Source organism: Limosilactobacillus sp. (assembly GCF_040772465.1).
GTDB lineage: Bacteria > Bacillota > Bacilli > Lactobacillales > Lactobacillaceae > Limosilactobacillus.
The window spans coordinates 219095-236127 of the sequence record NZ_JAXGYB010000003.1 but is presented as its reverse complement, the minus strand read 5'-3'; the positions used below and the strand labels follow the sequence as shown (position 1 = coordinate 236127).

At 48.5% G+C, this 17033-nt stretch carries 13 protein-coding genes and 1 pseudogene; 11 read left to right on the top strand and 3 right to left on the bottom strand.

The features are described 5' to 3' along the window. The 5 genes and pseudogenes from eno to smpB all read left to right on the top strand — a co-directional run. Positions 1 to 362 (top strand): annotated as a pseudogene (gene eno, locus AB3114_RS04740) (phosphopyruvate hydratase); the annotation flags it as partial. Positions 363 to 548: 186 nt separating this feature from the next. Then, complete coding sequence (locus tag AB3114_RS04735; protein ID WP_367342120.1) at positions 549 to 2090, top strand: chloride channel protein; 1542 nt, start codon at positions 549 to 551, stop codon at positions 2088 to 2090. A 64-nt stretch (positions 2091 to 2154) separates the two neighbouring features. Then, positions 2155 to 2394 (top strand): preprotein translocase subunit SecG, encoded by a 240-nt coding sequence (secG, locus tag AB3114_RS04730; protein WP_367342109.1) that lies wholly within the window; start codon positions 2155 to 2157, stop codon positions 2392 to 2394. A 58-nt stretch (positions 2395 to 2452) separates the two neighbouring features. Further along, entirely contained in the window at positions 2453 to 4900 is a 2448-nt protein-coding gene (gene rnr, locus AB3114_RS04725; RefSeq protein WP_367342108.1) for a ribonuclease R, read from the top strand. Between the two features lie 23 nt (positions 4901 to 4923). Next, on the top strand, positions 4924 to 5397 hold the full coding sequence (gene smpB, locus AB3114_RS04720; protein WP_367342107.1) for an SsrA-binding protein SmpB: 474 nt from the start codon (positions 4924 to 4926) through the stop codon (positions 5395 to 5397). A 64-nt stretch (positions 5398 to 5461) separates the two neighbouring features. Here the strand turns inward: smpB and AB3114_RS04715 are convergent, their stop codons facing one another. Continuing rightward, positions 5462 to 7414, bottom strand: a complete 1953-nt coding sequence (locus tag AB3114_RS04715) for a glycosyltransferase family 39 protein (protein WP_367342106.1) — start codon at positions 7412 to 7414, stop codon at positions 5462 to 5464. A gap of 234 nt (positions 7415 to 7648) precedes the next feature. Between AB3114_RS04715 and AB3114_RS04710 the strand changes: the two genes are divergently transcribed. The 4 genes from AB3114_RS04710 to AB3114_RS04695 all read left to right on the top strand — a co-directional run bounded on the left by AB3114_RS04710 (position 7649) and on the right by AB3114_RS04695 (position 12447). Further along, entirely contained in the window at positions 7649 to 8362 is a 714-nt protein-coding gene (locus AB3114_RS04710; protein WP_367342105.1) for a response regulator transcription factor, read from the top strand. A 12-nt stretch (positions 8363 to 8374) separates the two neighbouring features. After that, on the top strand, positions 8375 to 9724 hold the full coding sequence (locus AB3114_RS04705) for a sensor histidine kinase (RefSeq protein ID WP_367342104.1): 1350 nt from the start codon (positions 8375 to 8377) through the stop codon (positions 9722 to 9724). A gap of 249 nt (positions 9725 to 9973) precedes the next feature. Then, positions 9974 to 10915 (top strand): glycosyltransferase family 2 protein, encoded by a 942-nt coding sequence (locus AB3114_RS04700; protein WP_367342119.1) that lies wholly within the window; start codon positions 9974 to 9976, stop codon positions 10913 to 10915. Between the two features lie 146 nt (positions 10916 to 11061). Then, entirely contained in the window at positions 11062 to 12447 is a 1386-nt protein-coding gene (locus tag AB3114_RS04695) for a C69 family dipeptidase (protein WP_367342103.1), read from the top strand. A gap of 62 nt (positions 12448 to 12509) precedes the next feature. Here AB3114_RS04695 and AB3114_RS04690 read toward each other — a convergent pair whose 3' ends face one another. Both AB3114_RS04690 and hemH read right to left on the bottom strand, forming a co-directional pair. Beyond that, a complete protein-coding gene (locus tag AB3114_RS04690) occupies positions 12510 to 12890 on the bottom strand; it encodes a hypothetical protein (protein ID WP_367342102.1) in 381 nt (126 codons plus the stop codon). Beyond that, complete coding sequence (hemH, locus tag AB3114_RS04685) at positions 12890 to 13837, bottom strand: ferrochelatase (protein WP_367342101.1); 948 nt, start codon at positions 13835 to 13837, stop codon at positions 12890 to 12892. The genes AB3114_RS04690 and hemH overlap by 1 nt, the downstream gene beginning before the upstream one ends. 108 nt (positions 13838 to 13945) lie before the next feature. Here hemH and AB3114_RS04680 point away from each other — a divergent pair, with 108 nt between their 5' ends. Beyond that, positions 13946 to 15886: a GTP-binding protein gene (locus AB3114_RS04680; RefSeq protein ID WP_367342100.1), complete on the top strand. Its 1941-nt coding sequence runs from the start codon at positions 13946 to 13948 to the stop codon at positions 15884 to 15886. Between the two features lie 156 nt (positions 15887 to 16042). Next, positions 16043 to 16996: an alpha/beta hydrolase gene (locus AB3114_RS04675; protein WP_367342099.1), complete on the top strand. Its 954-nt coding sequence runs from the start codon at positions 16043 to 16045 to the stop codon at positions 16994 to 16996. The last annotated feature ends 37 nt before the right edge of the window (positions 16997 to 17033 follow it).

Sequence of the window (17033 nt, the reverse complement as noted above, 5' to 3'; positions counted from 1 at the left end):
ACACTAAGTACCTGGAAAAGGGTATCAAGATGGGCGCTGCTAACTCCATCCTGGTTAAGATGAACCAAATCGGTACTGTTACCGAAACTCTGGAAGCCATCGAAATGGCTAAGGAAGCCGGCTACACTGCCATTGTTTCACACCGTTCTGGTGAAACTGAAGACACTACGATTGCCGACCTGGTTGTTGGTACTAACGCCGGCCAAATCAAGACTGGTTCAATGAACCGGACTGACCGTCTGGCTAAGTACAACCAGTTGATGCGGATCGAAGACCAACTTGGTTCTTCATCCGAATTCAAAGGCGTTCACTCATTCTACAACCTGAGTGCTCAGGCTCGTGACGCCATCTTAAACAAGTAATAGTAAAATTAATGCGCGTTGCTAAACTTAAAACGTGTTAATTTACTAGAAAACATTAACGATCGTAAGCTGATTGCTTGCGGTCGTTTTTTAGTTGAATCCACATCAATTAATCAGATGTGCTAAACTGTTACAAGCGAGTTTGAAATCAGATGGGAGGACACGATCTTGCACGCAAAGCAACAGATCGCAGAAAGTGAAACCTTGCGCCACGGCACTGCCAAGCAGCTTTTACGCGCGATCATCATTGGAGCCTTAACCGGCTTAGTCGTCAGCATTTTTCGCTTGAGCATTCAATTTGGCCTTAAAGGAGTAATGGCAGCGTTCCGTTACTTTCATCAACATCCACTGTGGTTAATTCCGTGGGTGATTGCGTCGGTGATCTTAGCGCTCATCCTCGGGCGTCTTGCCCAACGTAATCCGAATATTAAAGGCTCCGGCATTCCCCAGGTTGAAGGTCAGCTGACGGGACAGTTTGACGAAAAATGGTGGCCAGTGCTCTGGCGTAAATTCATCGGTGGCATTTTGGGCATCGGGTCAGGACTTTATCTAGGCCGTGAAGGACCGTCAATCCAACTCGGGGCTACCATTGGACAGGGTGTGTGTGAATCAACACACCAGAGTGCCATTGAACGCCGTGTCGGCATTGCCAGCGGAGCCGCTGCCGGTCTGTCGGCCGCCTTTAACGCCCCGATTGCTTCGACGATGTTTGTCCTCGAAGAGGTCTACCATAACTTTTCGCCTCTGTTATGGTTATCCGTCTTTGCCAGTGCTTTGTCATCTAACATGGTCTCGGTCCAGTTCTTTAGCCTGAGCCCGGATCTCCTGGTACCTTACAAAGAATATCTCCCGCTCAAATTTTATTGGCACCTAGTGATCATGGGGATTCTATTGGGGTTCTTAGGACGACTTTACCAGTACGTCATTTTGCGCTTGCCAAAGTGGTCGCGTAAAGTTAACTGGTTAAAGCCCGCTTGGTACCCGGTTGTGCCATTTTTACTTGTGATTCCCATTGCCTGGCTGTGGCCGGTGACACTCGGTGGTGGTAACCAGCTGATCATTAGTCTTCATCAATTGCCATTTAGCATTTGGATTTTCGCTGGCCTGTTTGTTTTACGCTTTGTCTTCTCGATGATCAGCTACGGATCAGAATTGCCCGGTGGGATTTTCCTGCCAATCCTGACATTAGGAGCTGTCTTTGGTGCCTTTTACTGCGCTCTTGCTAACCAGATGGGTCTTTTGCCACAACGTTATCTGCCTAATTTCGTTATCTATGCCATGGCTGGTTACTTTGCTTGTATTTCCAAGGCACCATTTACGGCCATTTTGCTGATTACGGAAATGGTTGGGTCATTAGCACACATGATGCCATTGGCGATCGTTTCGATCATTGCTTACGTTGTCGTCGATTGGCTCGGTGGCACGCCTGTTTACATGGCGATGTTCCACAATTTTATGAACAAACAGCCGGTTCAACCACACCGCTGTCTGACCAAGGTCACTTTTGCGATCTTTGCTGGTTCTCAGCTCGATGGTGCCCAGGTCAAAGATTATTCCTGGCCAGTCGGCAGCCTTGTGACGGATATTTATCGTGGTGACGAGCACATCATGCCACACGGTAAAACGGTCTTGCGTGCAGGAGATACCCTGGTAGTTGAACTGTCAGGAAAACACTATGATGCAGACCAAGCCCAAATAAACTTGGCTGCTCACCATGCACAAGCGTAGCTAAGAACGGATAAATATGTTATTATAAAACAGTTATAGCGGTTAACATGAGGAGGAAAGGTCCTTGCATAATATTTTAATGACCATTTTCTTGATTGTTTGTGTCATCTTGATTGCTTGCGTGATGATGCAACCAGCCAAGAACGATAATGACGCGATGTCCGCCTTGACGGGTGGTGCCGGGGATCTGTTTTCCCGGAAAAAGGCCCGGGGCTTTGAAGCCGTGATGCAGATTGTCACTACGATTTTAGGTGCAGTCTTCTTCATTTTGGCGTTAGCCTTGGTTTATATTTCAGCACATTAAAGCCTAGTGACGCCTCCTGAAATTGGTCAGGGGGCGCTTTTTCAAAACGGAGAATCTTATGAGTGATAATAAGTTAGCAGAACGCATATTAAAAAAACTGCAGGATGAACCCCAAATGAGTTTTTCGGCAGAAAAAATTGCCCGGGCAATGGGAATGCCAAAAGCAGATGAGTTTACGCCAGTTGTGCAGGCACTTGCCCAATTAGAACGTGACGGGAAGGTGGAAGTGACCAACCTCGGAGAATTTAAACTCGTCATCAAATCACAACCACTGACGGGCTCTTTCCGTGGCAACGAACGGGGCTTTGGCTTCGTTAATTACGACGCCAACATGCCTGATATCTACATCAATTCTGATGACACCCTCCATGCCATGAATGGCGACCAGGTGGCAGTCAAAATCATCCGGGAACCAGAACCAGGTTCTGATAAGGGACCGGTCGGTAAAGTCACGGAGATCATCGAACACCACTATGAACACATGGTGGGTGAATTCAAAACACTGACTCTCGGCAATTTTATCGGTGAAATCATCTTAAAGGATAAAAAGCTGAGTAACTTCAAGTTTTACGTTACTGACAAGGGATTAAAGCCGATGGATGGCGAAGTTGTCGACGCTACTATTGCGACGTACCCGAGCGATGATGCTCCTGGTGTCATTACGGGTGCCGTTCAGGCGGTCATCGGTGATGAAGATCAGCCTGGTGTCGACATTATGTCCTCAGTCATCGCACACGACGTGCCACACGAATTTCCGCAGGAAGTCAAGGACGCGGCGGCAGCGATTCCTGACCACGTTCTACCCGAAGAAAAGAAGGGACGGAAGGACGTCACCAACCAACCGCTGGTCACGATTGATGCGATCGAATCAAAGGACTTGGACGATGCTGTCGTCGCCTGGAAACTCGATAACGGCAACTATCACCTGGGTGTTCACATCGCTGACGTGACCCACTATGTTCACTATGGCAGTCCGCTCGACCGGGAAGCATACAAGCGGGGGACTTCGGTTTACCTGACCGACCGGGTTATCCCGATGCTGCCAAAGAGGCTTTCTAATGGCATTTGTTCATTGAACCCTGGTGAAGAGCGCCTATCCATGGGCTGTGAAATGGAAATTAATCCTCAGGGCCAGGTTGTTAATTCCTGGATTGGACCAACGTTGATGAAGTCCCATGCGCGGATGACTTATAAAGCCGTCAACGCCATCATCGAAGACCATGATCCGAAGGTTTGCGAACAGTACAAGGATCTGGTGCCAATGTTTGAAACGATGAACGAACTGCACCACATTCTAGCTAAGCACCGTCATGACCGTGGTGCCATCGATTTCGATGCACCGGAAGCCAAGATTATTGTCGACGCTGATGGTCACCCGACAGACATTCAGTTGCGGGAACGGCGGACGGCTGAACGCTTAGTTGAATCCTTTATGTTGGCTGCCAACGAAACGGTTGCTAAAACTTACTTCAACAAGCATGTACCGTTCTTGTACCGGGTCCACGAAACGCCAGACCATGACCGGATGAAGGACTTCCTCGACTTCCTGGGTGTCTTTGGCATTACCGTTCACGGCGACCCTAATAACGTGACTCCAAAGATGCTGCAGCAAGTATTGAAGGATGTCGAAGGCAAGCCGGAAGAACAGATGGTCCAGGTGATGATGCTGCGCTCCATGCAACAGGCCCGTTACAGTGAGGACGAACTCGGGCACTTTGGTTTAGCCGCTAAGTTCTACACCCACTTTACTTCGCCAATTCGTCGTTACCCTGACGAAATGGTTCACCGGATGATCAAGTGGTATTCTACCCACGGCACCAGTCAAAAGGCTCAGGACAAGTTCAGCGGCGATCTTGGCGAAATTGCGGAGCATACCTCTGATACTGAACGGCGCGGGATTGACACCGAACGTGACGTTGACAGCATGAAGAAGGCTGAATACATGCAGGATCACGTCGGTGAAACCTTTGACGCCCAGGTCAGTTCCGTTATGAAGTTCGGTCTCTTCGTTGAATTGCCAAACACGGTCGAAGGGCTGGTTCACATCAGCGCGATGACTGACGACTATTATGAATATGATGAAAAGCACCTGGCACTGATTGGTCGCCGGACCCACCGAATTTTCCAGATCGGTCAACCACTGCAGGTGAAGTTATTGCGGGTCGATAAGGACCAGCGGGAAGTGGACTTCGAGCTCGTTCATCCCGAAAACGCGCCAAAGACTAAACTGCGTGTAGCAGGCAATGACCGCGGACGTGGTCGTGGCAATCGCCATAATGATCATCACCAGAATGGTGGTCACCGCAACCATCGTGGTCATTCACGTCACACCCAACACCGGAGTGGCGACCACAATGTTGACAATGGGGAACGCAATAGTTTCCAAATCAACCGTGGTCAGACGCGTCATAGTGGGGATGAACCAAACCGTGGCCGGCATCACCGTCGTCACAGTAGTCGCAACCACCGTGGCAATAACCATAAATTTACAATTCGTCACCGTTAAGATGGCGCAAAGGAGGTAATTGCATGGCCAAGAAAACCCACCAAGAGAAAAATAGCAATCTGGTGGCCCAAAACCGCAAGGCTCGTCATGACTATACGGTCTTGTCCACAATTGAGGCGGGACTTGTGCTGACGGGTACTGAGATCAAGTCCGTGCGTGCTCATCGGGTAACTTTAAAGGACGGCTACGCTCAGGTACGCAACGGTGAAGCTTGGCTGATGAACGTGCACATTGCCGAGTATGACCAGGGAAATATTTATAATCACGATCCGTTGCGCAATCGCAAGTTGCTTCTGCATAAAAAGGAGATTCGCCGTCTGACAGGTGAATTGTCCAAACAAGGGATTGCTCTGATCCCCCTGAAGATGTACATCAAGCATGGCTACGCTAAGGTCTTGCTGGGTGTCGCCCAAGGTAAACACCAGTATGATAAACGAGAAGCCATCAAGAAGCGTGATGCGGACCGGCAGATTGCCCGGGTAATGAAACATTATTAAACATAAGACAAACTAAAGAAGGATCTATGGTACAAACTCTCTGAAGTGACCATAGATCCTTTTGTTATTTCCAAGCTGTGTAAATCAGTGACGCATCATTTTCCGGAAAGCCATTATTGATCAATGGCTGTCGCGCCAATTGATAATTTCTGGCGTGGGTGATGGCTAGTGGTTGAATTTTTCCGGAATGATTGATGATCACTATTTGGTAGTTACCCGCAGGCAACTTTCGTTGGAGCACCAGGAAATCTTGTTGCTGCTGGTGCAGGCGATAGTGTTGTCCGGATTGCAAATTAAAGAGTTGAACGTCTAGTTTGCTGTGGTTAGCTACCAGGATGAAGAATTGTTGAGCCGGTGCATTGAGTCTCAACTGCTGAGTGACAATTTGCCCTGGTGCGACGTTGGTTGGACGTGCCTTGTACTGGCTCGATAATTGAGAACGTTGAGCAGCCACAACAGCAGCATTGGTACTGACATCTTCAATAGCTCGGGCTGGAGCTCGGTAATGTGTCAATAAACCAGAACAGAGGAGGGCGGCAGCCATAGTGACAATTGGATATGACCAGCTGCCATATCGTTGCGGATCATGTACGCCACCTTTGTTAGTGGCTAAGGTGAAAATTAGCAGTGGCAGCAATACTTGACCATACCTGCCCTCAACTTCCCACAACAAAATGTGAAAGGCCAGGTAGCCTAAAGCTGTGAGGATAGCAAGAACGGTGGCTGGTTGTTTGCCAGTGTATCTTTGAAATAAATTCCGGATTGCCATCAGAACCAAGGCTGCCCAAGCTGTTTGGTAGAGAAGGCTAAGACTGGTTTCAATCAGGATTCCGTGCTGAATCCACCAGGATGGTGCCTGGCGGTGCCCACCGCTGTACCACTGGCTGATGTCGGTGGCGTTCATCATGATGCCATCTTTAGCGAGGAAGAGTTTGGCTATGCCAGGAGCCCCGTCTTTTGCCAAACGACGCGCAATTTTATGTTGAGCGACTCGCTGGCGCGTTGTTTTAGTGGGAAGAGCAATCATTTTATCCACGTCATGGCTGCTGTAGGTGCCGCTGGTGTGTGCATTCAGCCCCATTGCGACCCAAGCGGTAGCCGGAAATTCATAGCTGTTGTTGTGACTGAAACCGGCTTGTTGTTCTATTATTTTGCCAACCGGCAGACTGATAAGAATCCCAATGATGATTGCTACTAGTGGAACGGTGAGTTGCCGGCTTGCTTTCCGCCACATTCGACAAGTTAGGACGGTCAGAATAATTGCGGGCATCATAACGATGAAGTTGCCTTTGATCAACATCGCTAGCATGCTGACAATGACAAGAAGTAGGCTTTCCCAGGTCCGGCCTTGCCTTGAATGGTTTGACCAAAAGTAGATAGTTCTGAAGATCACTAAAAGGATGATCATGTTGGGGAGGTCGGTGTAGGCGACGTTGAGAAAATAGGTGTAGCCAAAGGGTGTCAGTGCGCAAAAGGCAGTGGTTGCTGCCACCATGCTTTGACGATGGCTGCTCTGCCAGATTGTGGCAATCGTTAAAATAATAAAACCGTCGAGCATGATCATCTGGAGGATCATCAGACTGACGTTTGCAGACAAATGCATTGCGTTGGTCAAGATGAACCACCGCGATAAAAAGATGGCTGGGACGGCGTTGTTGGGGTAACGCCAGAAGTAGGTGCTGCTCTGCCAGCTCTGTTGTCCGCTGGCAAGTTGTAAAGCCTGGTGCAGCATGCGAAATGGGTCGTGGTAAACCGTAATCGGCAATTGTGACAGAATGAGACTTTGGCCGATGAACATGACCAATAAAATGATCAAGATAAGGTAAAAGAATGTCTTGCGGGGAATTTGGTTGACCTGATTTGCCATCGTCTGGCTGAAAATCATCATCAAACTAGCTAAAATCATCGCTGCTAATGAGACTGGCCAATTATGAATATTTGTTGTCGTTGCTAACAAACCGAGAAATAGGCAGCTAGCTAAAAACCATCGCCAACCACGAGATAGATAATAGTTCATCACATTTTCCTCCTCACTTATACGACTTAAAGATAAACGCCTTTGTCCGCTGCGGCTACCATGGTTGAATAAATTGAAACTAAATTTTTTGAAGGTTGGTTATTAAAAAGACTTGATAAAGCAGTTTTAATCTAAAGATTCTTTAGAATTGCCTTGGAACCGTTTTGATGTAGATTGACAATCAACCTGATTTGAGATGATAATCGCAGTATTAAGCAGAAAGAAGGGCGTGTCATGGCGACGATTTTGTTTGTTGAAGACGAAAAAGGCTTAGCAGACTCGGTCACGACAGAATTAAAATTGGAGAACATGGAGGTCATCAATGCTTTTGATGGACAGGAAGCCTTGGACCTTTATCGTCAGTATCAAGAAAAAATTGACTTAATCCTACTGGATTGGATGCTGCCAAAGGTGGATGGTTTTAGTGTGCTGCGCCGGGTCCGCAAGACCAGCCAGGTACCGGTCATTATGCTGACGGCCCGGACATATATTGGGGATAAAATTGCTGGCTTGACCGGTGGTGCCGATGATTACATTACCAAACCTTTTGAAATGGAAGAGTTGATCGCAAGAATTGAGGTTGCCTTACGTCACGGCAAGGAGGCTAAGCGAGCGGGTTCATCCAGTAGTGCATCTAAGATTCAAGTTGGTGATTTGACCATCGATTTAACTGCTAAACAGGCCGTGCGGGATCACCAAATCATTGCCTTGACGCCACGGGAATTTGCGTTGCTAGCGGCCATGGCTAAGCACCACGACCAGCCGTGTTCGCATAATCAATTGCTGGATGCGGTGTGGGGGACTGCTTTTGAAGGCGAGCCCAATATTTTGGATGTCTATATTCGTCAACTGCGTCACAAAATCGATAATGGGGACGGTAAGCTAAAGTTAATCCATACTATTCGCGGAACGGGTTACATGTTGTCAGCTAACGTGGCTAATGATTAGGGGGCAAATGCTGTGGATGACAAAGCGCGAGCAAGTGCTACGATTTTAACGCAATCCATTTTGCGTCTGATTATCTCGATGATTATCTGTTTAGGCCTCGCCATTGTCGTTGCCATCGGTCACCAGCTTTGGGAACAGGCTGCCGTTAATAGCAACAGTATTATGGAAAGCATGAAGAGAGTCACGATCGACTCCCAGCATGATTGGCGCAACTGGCGCAGCAATAGCAACGTCAACCAGTCTTCGCTGTATTTTGTGGCTGTCCACAATCATCGTCCGGGTGCCGTGCATACCCATTACTTTACTCCCTATGCCCGTTATCTAGTTCATCACCGGACAAAATTAACCAAGACCCTTTTCTATAGCCCCGGGATCGGCCTCCTTTACCGGCAAACGGGCGGTGCACATGGTATTCGTTACGTTGTTTGGACGCGGATGGACATGCAAATCAGTGTCCTGTGTCGGATTATTTTGGTCACGACAGCGGTGATGATCGTGGCAATTGTTTTTTCGGTTTATTATACTAAACGACTGTCACAACGGTTGACTCGACCTTTGCTGCAACTGGTTGACGATACCAATGCCCAGAGCGCTTCGATCAGTGAGGAAGCCCACATTGCCGTCCCCAAAGAACCGGTAGAAGTGCAACGCCTGGCGAAAAGCTTTAACCAATTGCTGAAGGAACGGTTTAATAGTCAAAAAGAGCAGCAACGTTTTTTAATGAACGCTACCCATGAACTGAAAACTCCGATTGCGGCTATTTATAGCCACGTTCAGTTGATTGAACGCCACGGTCAGGATCACCCTGAAATCATTCCGAAATCCATTCGCTTTATCGGTGAGGAAACCCAGCAGATGACCCAGTCAATCAACCAGATGCTGACCCTGTCACGTGCGGAGACAACGGCGGTGGATTTGGTGCCAACCGACGTCAGCCAAGTTGTGCAAGCTCAATTGGACCGGCTGCAACCTAGCATTCAGCAAAAGTTGATAATGAATTTAAAGCCTGGTTTATTGGTGAAGACGAATGAAGATAGTTTATCTCATATCGTAGACAATCTCGTGGGCAATGCGACCAAATATGCTGATCCTGATACAACAATTTCAGTAACGGTGCGTGCCAAAGGAGTGGCTCATGTGCAATTGATTGTCGCAGATCAAGGTCCGGGGATTAGTGCCACTGATAAGCCGAACGTCTTCAAACGTTTTTACCGCAGTGACACCGTCCGTGGTAATTATGAGGGCTCTGGTCTGGGGTTAGCCATTGTTGAACGCTTGGTGAAGGTGTGTCAGGGAACAATTCAGATAACAGATGCCCGCCCCCACGGTGCTGTCTTTACGTTGACCTTTCCACGAGCATAAAAAATAAGTCGGAAATTGCTTTTTCCGGCTTTTTACATTCTGAAAATCTTTGAATTTTACTCGCCGTGAGGCCGTCATTTTTATTGAATTTCTAAATAACCTTTAGTTAGCCGTTAGTTTCCCTTACTGGTTTGGTCCCAGCATTTGATTAAACTAGGGTTCAAATAATTGAGAAAGGGACGATTGATGATGCAAACGACCAATTACGCGCAAACAAAAACATTTACTATGACCGTGGATAAAACCCACCTGCCTCAGCTGACAATTGTGGTGCCGGCTTATAACGAAGAGGAAGTTCTGCCGTCCACTCTAGAGCGCCTTATCAAAATTGAGGACCAGATGAAGGCTAATGGAGAAATCGACTATGGTTCTAACATTTTAGTAGTTAGCGATGGTTCCACGGATCAAACTTGGCAGATTGTTAAACGTTGGCACGAAAAGACTTCAGCTGTTGATGGTTTGCAATTTTCGCGGAACTTTGGGCACCAGCAAGCGCTATTAGCGGGAATGAAAGCGGCGGTTGATCGAGCTTACTTGGTCATCACAATTGATGCCGATTTGCAGGACGATCCGGACTGCATTCCGCAGATGATCAGTGACTATCGTGCGGGCAGCGAAATTGTCTACGGCGTGCGCAATAACCGTCAATCGGACTCGTGGTTTAAACGCAATTCAGCTGAAGCCTACTATGGGTTACTGAAACACTTAGGAGTCGACCTAGTTGCCGATTCAGCTGACTTTCGGATGATGGATGCGCGGGCAGTTCACGAGTTTTTAAAATTTTCCGAGCGTAACCTCTTTATTCGGGGGATGGTACCCAAACTCGGCTTTAAAACGGCGAAAGTTTACTATAAGCGAACACCACGGCAAGCGGGGACGTCGAAGTACCCATTAAAAAAGATGTTAGCCTTAGCCTGGAATGGCATCACGTCGTTAACGGTAGTCCCTCTGCGGATGATCTTGTGGACCGGAGCGGTGGCATGTTTGCTGGCTGTTTTGATGGGAATTTACAGTATCGTTGGCCGCCTGGCAGGCATTAGTTCATTTGGCTGGTCACCGTTGATGATCTCGCTTTGGTTGATTGGTGGTACCCAGTTGATGAGTATCGGACTTGTCGGTGAGTATGTTGGCAAGGTAATGGTTGAGGTGAAGCACCGGCCTCGCTATATCGTGCAGTCTCGCCTATTTTAGTTAAAAAGAGCCGCTTAGCTATCCTGGTGAAAGGGAAACTGAGTGACTCTTTTGTTTTGAAAAGTTGCTAACTGGTGATTGAATGAGCAATAAGCTATAATGAAAACGTACTCATGTAAGTGATAGTTTGAGAAAGGATCGATAAAATGCCATGTACAACAATTTTGGTTGGTAAAAAGGCCAGCGCTGATGGTGCGCCTTTAGTATCACGGAATGAAGACTACTTCACTGCCTTTAATCCCAAGCGTTTCGTCGTTATTAAGCCGGCTGATCAACCGGTTCACTACCAGAGTGTTCATAATAAGCTGAAGCTGGAACTGCCAACGGACCCGCAGCGCTACACTTCCTTACTGGAATCTGATATTAAAAAGGATGGCTACTGGGGTGAAGCCGGTATCAATGCGTCGAACGTCTCCATGTCGGCTACTGAAACCAGTACAACGAACTCACGGGTTCTCGGCGTGGATCCGCTGAATCCCAAGGGGATCGGTGAAGAAGACTTTGTTACGATCGTTTTGCCGTACATCCATAGTGCACGTGAAGGTGTCGAACGTCTTGGCAAGTTGCTGGAAAAGTATGGAACATACGAATCCAACGGGGTTGCCTTTGGGGATGCCAACGAAATCTGGTACATGGAAACAATCGGTGGTCACCACTGGGCTGCTAAGCGGGTTCCTGATGACTGCTATGTTGCTGCACCTAACTGGTTTAGCATTACCGATTTTGATTTTGACAGCGACGATACAATGTCCTCTGCTGACCTGAAACAGATGATTGCTGACAACCACCTCAACATCGATCGCGAAGGTTACAATCTCCGTCATATTTTTGGCAGTCACAATGATTCCGATTATGGCTACAACATTCCACGGCAGTGGTACATCCAGCACCTCTTCAATCCGCATGATGATTTGCGGCCGGATGATCCGGAGATGCCGTTTGCCAAACAACCTGAACATCTGCTGACAATCGAAGACGTCAAATACGCTTTGAGTTCTCACTACCAACATACCAAGTACGATACATATGAGGGTACTGAAGATGGGAAGCACAAGTTCCGGCCAATTGGGATTCAACGTAACCAGGAAGTTCATGTTCTCGAAGTTCGGTCGGATGTTGATCCTGCCGAAGCCGGGATTATCTGGTTGGCTTACGGACCAAATCCGTATAATGGGCTAGCACCGTTCTACACTAACGTTACCGATACGCCGGCACCATACCGTGATTCCAGCAAGAAATTTGATATCAATAATATGTACTGGTTAACCCATACGATTGCAACGATGGGTGACGACCACAACTGGCGTTACAATGCTAGTCTGGAAGATCTTGACCGCAATACCCTTGCGGCAGGACGCCACAACATTGCGGAAACGGACGCTAAGTTTGCTGATGCTGGCGACGCTGCTGCTCAACAGAAACTTCTGATGGACACCAACGAAAAGACTGCTAAGAAGGCTCATGACCTGGCTATGAAGTGTCTTGGTGACATGGTGAAGAAGGGGTCACTGCTGATGAAGCTGAATTACTAGCCAACAGGACCACAAAAAAAGGGATGGATTTTGCAATTCTTGAGATTGCTGATCCATCTCTTTTAGTTCATGTGGAAATGCGTTGCAAGAATGAGCTTCTCATCAGCCCGCTGGCCTTTGCCATGGCCTAAGCGCCAGGCGGCTTGGTGCACTTTCTCTGTGTCAATCCACTGCCCCTGACTTGATAAGCTTTGCTGAAGGCGTGGGTGATGATCCGGGCCATAACCTAAACCAGGATGCACCCGCTCGACCTGCCAGCTAGGGTAGGTGATAATTTTGGCTCCTGGTAAGGCGGAATGCCAGCGCGCGGTATATTGCCAATTTCCATTATTCCACTGAAATTCGACTTGTTGGTAGCCGTCTTTTTCTTCATGGTGAACACGGGATGCAACAGGAATAGTCAAAGGCGCCGTTTGTATCAGCTGTTGGTCTTCTGTGAGCATTATCGGTTGTTGACGATATTGGCCAGTACCTGGGTGAAGGCCTGGTCATCGTTGAAACAAGGGACAAGCTTAAACTGCTGACCACCATTATCCATAAAGTAGCTACGGTTTTCCACGTTGAGTTCCTGGATCGTTTCCAGACAGTCAGCTACGAAGGCGGGGGAGACAACGAGAACGCGTTTCACGCCTTTGCTAGGTAGTTGTTTCATGGTATCGGCGGTTGCCGGCGTCAGCCATTCCGCCGGACCAAACTTTGATTGATAGGTCTGCATAACGGGCACATCGGTCTTCAGGCGTTGTTTCACTCCATCAGTGGTAGCGTCACATTGCTGCGGATAAGGGTCACCATTTTCGGCATAGGAGACGGGGATGCCGTGGTATGACATAATAATCTGATCATAGTCGGCCTTGTCCAATTCGGCCTGGATCTTACTTGCCAACAAGTCTAGGTAGTCGCTTCGGTCGGCAAAACCGCTCACCAAGTGTAATTCTGGGACACGGGCGCGGCGGTAGTAAAAACGGTTGATGTCGTCCATCACGGAACCGATCGTCGTCGTGGAATATTGGGGATACATGGGGATGATTGTCAGCTGGTCAACATTAGCGTCAGCCATCTTTTGAAGCCCCTCGCTAATTAATGGATGGCTGTAGGAATAGGCGTAGTCGACCAGGTAGTCGGGGAGTAATTTCTGCAATTGTACTGCTTGCCGCTGAGTGTAGTAGGCCAGCGGAGATCCATGTTCACTGGACCAGATTTGCTTGTACTTGGCAGCGGAAGCAGCTGGTCGTTTGGGCAGGATCATCAGGTTGAGAATGGGCAGCCAGATTGCTCTGGGAGTATTGATAACGCGCGGATCGCCTAAGAAGCGATGGAGAAATGGCCGCACTTCTTGGGCCGTGGGTGCCTTAGGAGTGCCTAAGTTAATCAGTAAAACGCCTTTTTTCAATGGAAACGACTCCTTTATTTACTTACTTTGTGTTAATGACTATGATAGCGCTTGATTGATAGCATGTCCATCAAGCTTGGGCGTATAATGTGAGCCGAGGTGAAACGTATGAAAAAGATTGTGGCGGGGATTATTGCCCCGGTGGATGCTGGGAAAACAACGTTGTCTGAGGCAATGCTCTACCAAAGCGGGGCAATTCGGCAGCTCGGCCGGGTGGACCGTGGCAACGCCCACCTGGATCCTGATCAGGAAGAAAAACGACGCGGCATAACCATTTTCTCTCATCAGGCGCAGTTACAAACTCAGGACCTGCAGCTAACCCTCCTTGATACCCCGGGACATGTCGACTTTGCGGCCCAAACGGAAGATGTTTTACGGGTGTTAGATTATGCGGTCTTACTTGTGTCAGCGACCGATGGGGTTACCGGCTACACGCGGACACTGTGGCGTTTACTGGACCGCTACCAGGTGCCGACCATGATCTTTGTGAACAAGTGTGATGGCTTGGGTGCTGATTACCAGGGTACACTGGACCAGTTGCAAGATTTAGCCGGCGGGTGCCTAGCATTTGATCAAGGTTTGACGGATGAACTGAAGGAACAGGTCGCTATGCAAGACGATGATGTACTGGCAGCCTACCTGGACAGTGGGCAGCTTGGTGACGACCAAGTCAGGGCGATGATTCGGCAACGCCTTCTTTTCCCCGTCTATCATGGGTCAGCCCTCCAGGGGGAAGGTGTTGCTCAGTTGTTAGCTGGATTGAGCCATTGGACCGTGGCACGATCATGGTCGAATGATTTTGCTGCCCGTGTCTTTCGGATTTCCCATGATTCTCAAGGAAATCGCTTGACTTGGCTGCGGGTTTTGGGCGGTCAACTCAAGGCTAAACAAGAACTGGTAGATGGTGAAAAAGCCGATCAAGTACGGATTTATGATGGCGGGCATTTTGATATTTCCCAGGAAATTCCGGCAGGCGGGTGCTGTGCAGTCACGGGCTTAAGCCAGACTTTTCCTGGTCAAGGCTTGGGCAATGCTCACGACAGCGGTCGGCCATTCTTTCAACCGGTTATGTCATATACGGTTGTATCGGGCAATGATAATGTCCAACAGTGTTTGAATGCCCTTAAGCGTTTAGCAGACGAAGATCCATTGCTCGATGTGATCTGGAATCAGGAACTCCAAGAAATTCGTGTTCAAGTAATGGGCCAGGTGCAACTAGAAGTGCTCCAGCAACGCCTTCACGACGAAGCCCAAATTGACGTGCACTTCACGTCCGGCAGCATTCTGTATAAGGAAACGATAACCCAACCAGTTGAGGGAGTCGGTCATTTTGAACCACTGCGGCACTATGCAGAGGTGCATTTATTGATGGAACCGGCAAAACGGGGGAGTGGTCTGCACTATGAGGCCCATCTCAGCGGGGACGTCCTCGATTTGTCGTGGCAGCACCAAATCTTGGTTGCCCTTCGATCCAAACAGCACCGCGGCGTCCTAATTGGGGCTCCCCTCACCGACGTGAAAATGACCTTGGTTGCTGGTAAAGGCAATATTGTCCACACTGTCGGCGGCGACTTTCGTGAAGCAGCATGGCGGGCAGTCCGTCAAGGATTAATGGAATTACGCCGTGTCGGTGCTTGCCAGTTGTTGGAGCCCTGGTATTCCTTTCGGTTGACTCTGGACCAGCAGAGTGTCGGTCACGCGTTAACCGATATCCAGCGAATGGGCGGTCAAGTGGATGCACCACAACAGCAGGGATCACAGACGGTGATTACGGGAACAGCGCCAGTCAGTGCGATGCGTGACTATGCGCAACAAGTTCGTTCGTATACTCACGGTCAGGGGCAACTGGAATGTGTGGTCGATGGCTACCGGCCATGCCATGATGCCAAGCAAGTCATTGAGCAGGCTGACTACGATCCAGTTAGCGATCTACCTAATACCCCAGGTTCCGTTTTCTGTGCTCACGGTGCCGGCTACCCAGTTCATTGGGACGATGTGCCGGCGCATATGCATGTTCCGTATGCGAGTTCGGTGATGAAAAATCATTAATGCGTAAAAAGCATCAATGACTATTAAATATGGATATTTTACATTGATGCAAATCCACCATATACTTAAAACATCAACTGATGAGGCAACGGGCATTCATTTGATGCTATTCAGCCTATTGCCAAATCAAAAAAAATATAATGGGGGATTTACCTAATGGATAACTACATTTTTGACTTAGACGAAAACGTAACTCGCACCCACGTCACTTACCCAAACCGTTATGGGATTAAGCTGGACGCAGACCTTTACCTGCCAAAGAACTTTGACAAGTCTGAAAAGCACATGGCTGTCGTCGTTGGTGGTCCTTACGGTGGTACTAAGGAACAGGCTGCTGGTGTTTATGGTAATCAATTGGCTAAGCGCGGTTTTGTTGCCCTGTCATTTGACCCATCATTCTACGGTTACAGTGGTGGCACGCCTCGCGAAGTTTCTTCACCAGATATTTACAGTGAAGACTTCTCTGCTGGTGTTGACTACCTTGGTGTCCAAGAATTCGTTGACCGCGACAAGATCGCTGCCCTCGGTGTTTGTGGCTCCGGTTCTTTTGCTCTGAGCGCTGCCCAAGTTGACCCACGTATCCAAGCTGTCGTAACTGCAAGTATGTACGACATTTCTCGTTACGTTCGCGATGGTCTTGGCAACACGATGACTGATGAACAACGGAAGGCTGCCCAAAAGCAGTTCGCTGAACAACGTTGGGAAGACTTTAAGACTGGTCGTCCAGCCTTAGACAACTCCCGGGCAATGCAGATGCAGGCTCTGGTTGAAGACAACCCGAACCCAGTACTGAAGGAATTTGCTGACTTCTACGCTCAACCACGTGGTTACGCTCACAATGCTACTGCTGAACACACCCTGTCCAGTAACCTGGCATTCATGAACTACGAATTATTGGACCACTTGGAAGACATCTCACCACGTCCAGTTCTGCTGATTGCCGGCGACCAAGCTCACTCCCTCTACTTCAGTCAGGATGCTTACAAGCAACTGAAGGATCCGAAGGAACTTTACCTGGTCCCAGGCGCTGGTCACGTTGACCTCTACGACAAGCTGGACCTGATTCCATTCGACAAGATCGAAGACTTCCTGAAGAAGTCTCTGGCTTAGGATCAAATTGATTTGAATATTTCTTCATAACTAGAAA

Excerpts from the sequence above, each read along its gene's own strand:
- AB3114_RS04675 (WP_367342099.1), top strand. The coding sequence starts at position 16,043 with ATGGATAACTACATTTTTGACTTAGACGAAAACGTAACTCGCACCCAC.
- AB3114_RS04710 (WP_367342105.1), top strand. The coding sequence starts at position 7,649 with ATGGCGACGATTTTGTTTGTTGAAGACGAAAAAGGCTTAGCAGACTCG.
- smpB (WP_367342107.1), top strand. The coding sequence starts at position 4,924 with ATGGCCAAGAAAACCCACCAAGAGAAAAATAGCAATCTGGTGGCCCAA.
- AB3114_RS04695 (WP_367342103.1), top strand. The coding sequence starts at position 11,062 with ATGCCATGTACAACAATTTTGGTTGGTAAAAAGGCCAGCGCTGATGGT.
- AB3114_RS04680 (WP_367342100.1), top strand. The coding sequence starts at position 13,946 with ATGAAAAAGATTGTGGCGGGGATTATTGCCCCGGTGGATGCTGGGAAA.
- rnr (WP_367342108.1), top strand. The coding sequence starts at position 2,453 with ATGAGTGATAATAAGTTAGCAGAACGCATATTAAAAAAACTGCAGGAT.
- AB3114_RS04690 (WP_367342102.1), bottom strand. The coding sequence starts at position 12,890 with ATGCTCACAGAAGACCAACAGCTGATACAAACGGCGCCTTTGACTATT.
- AB3114_RS04715 (WP_367342106.1), bottom strand. The coding sequence starts at position 7,414 with ATGAACTATTATCTATCTCGTGGTTGGCGATGGTTTTTAGCTAGCTGC.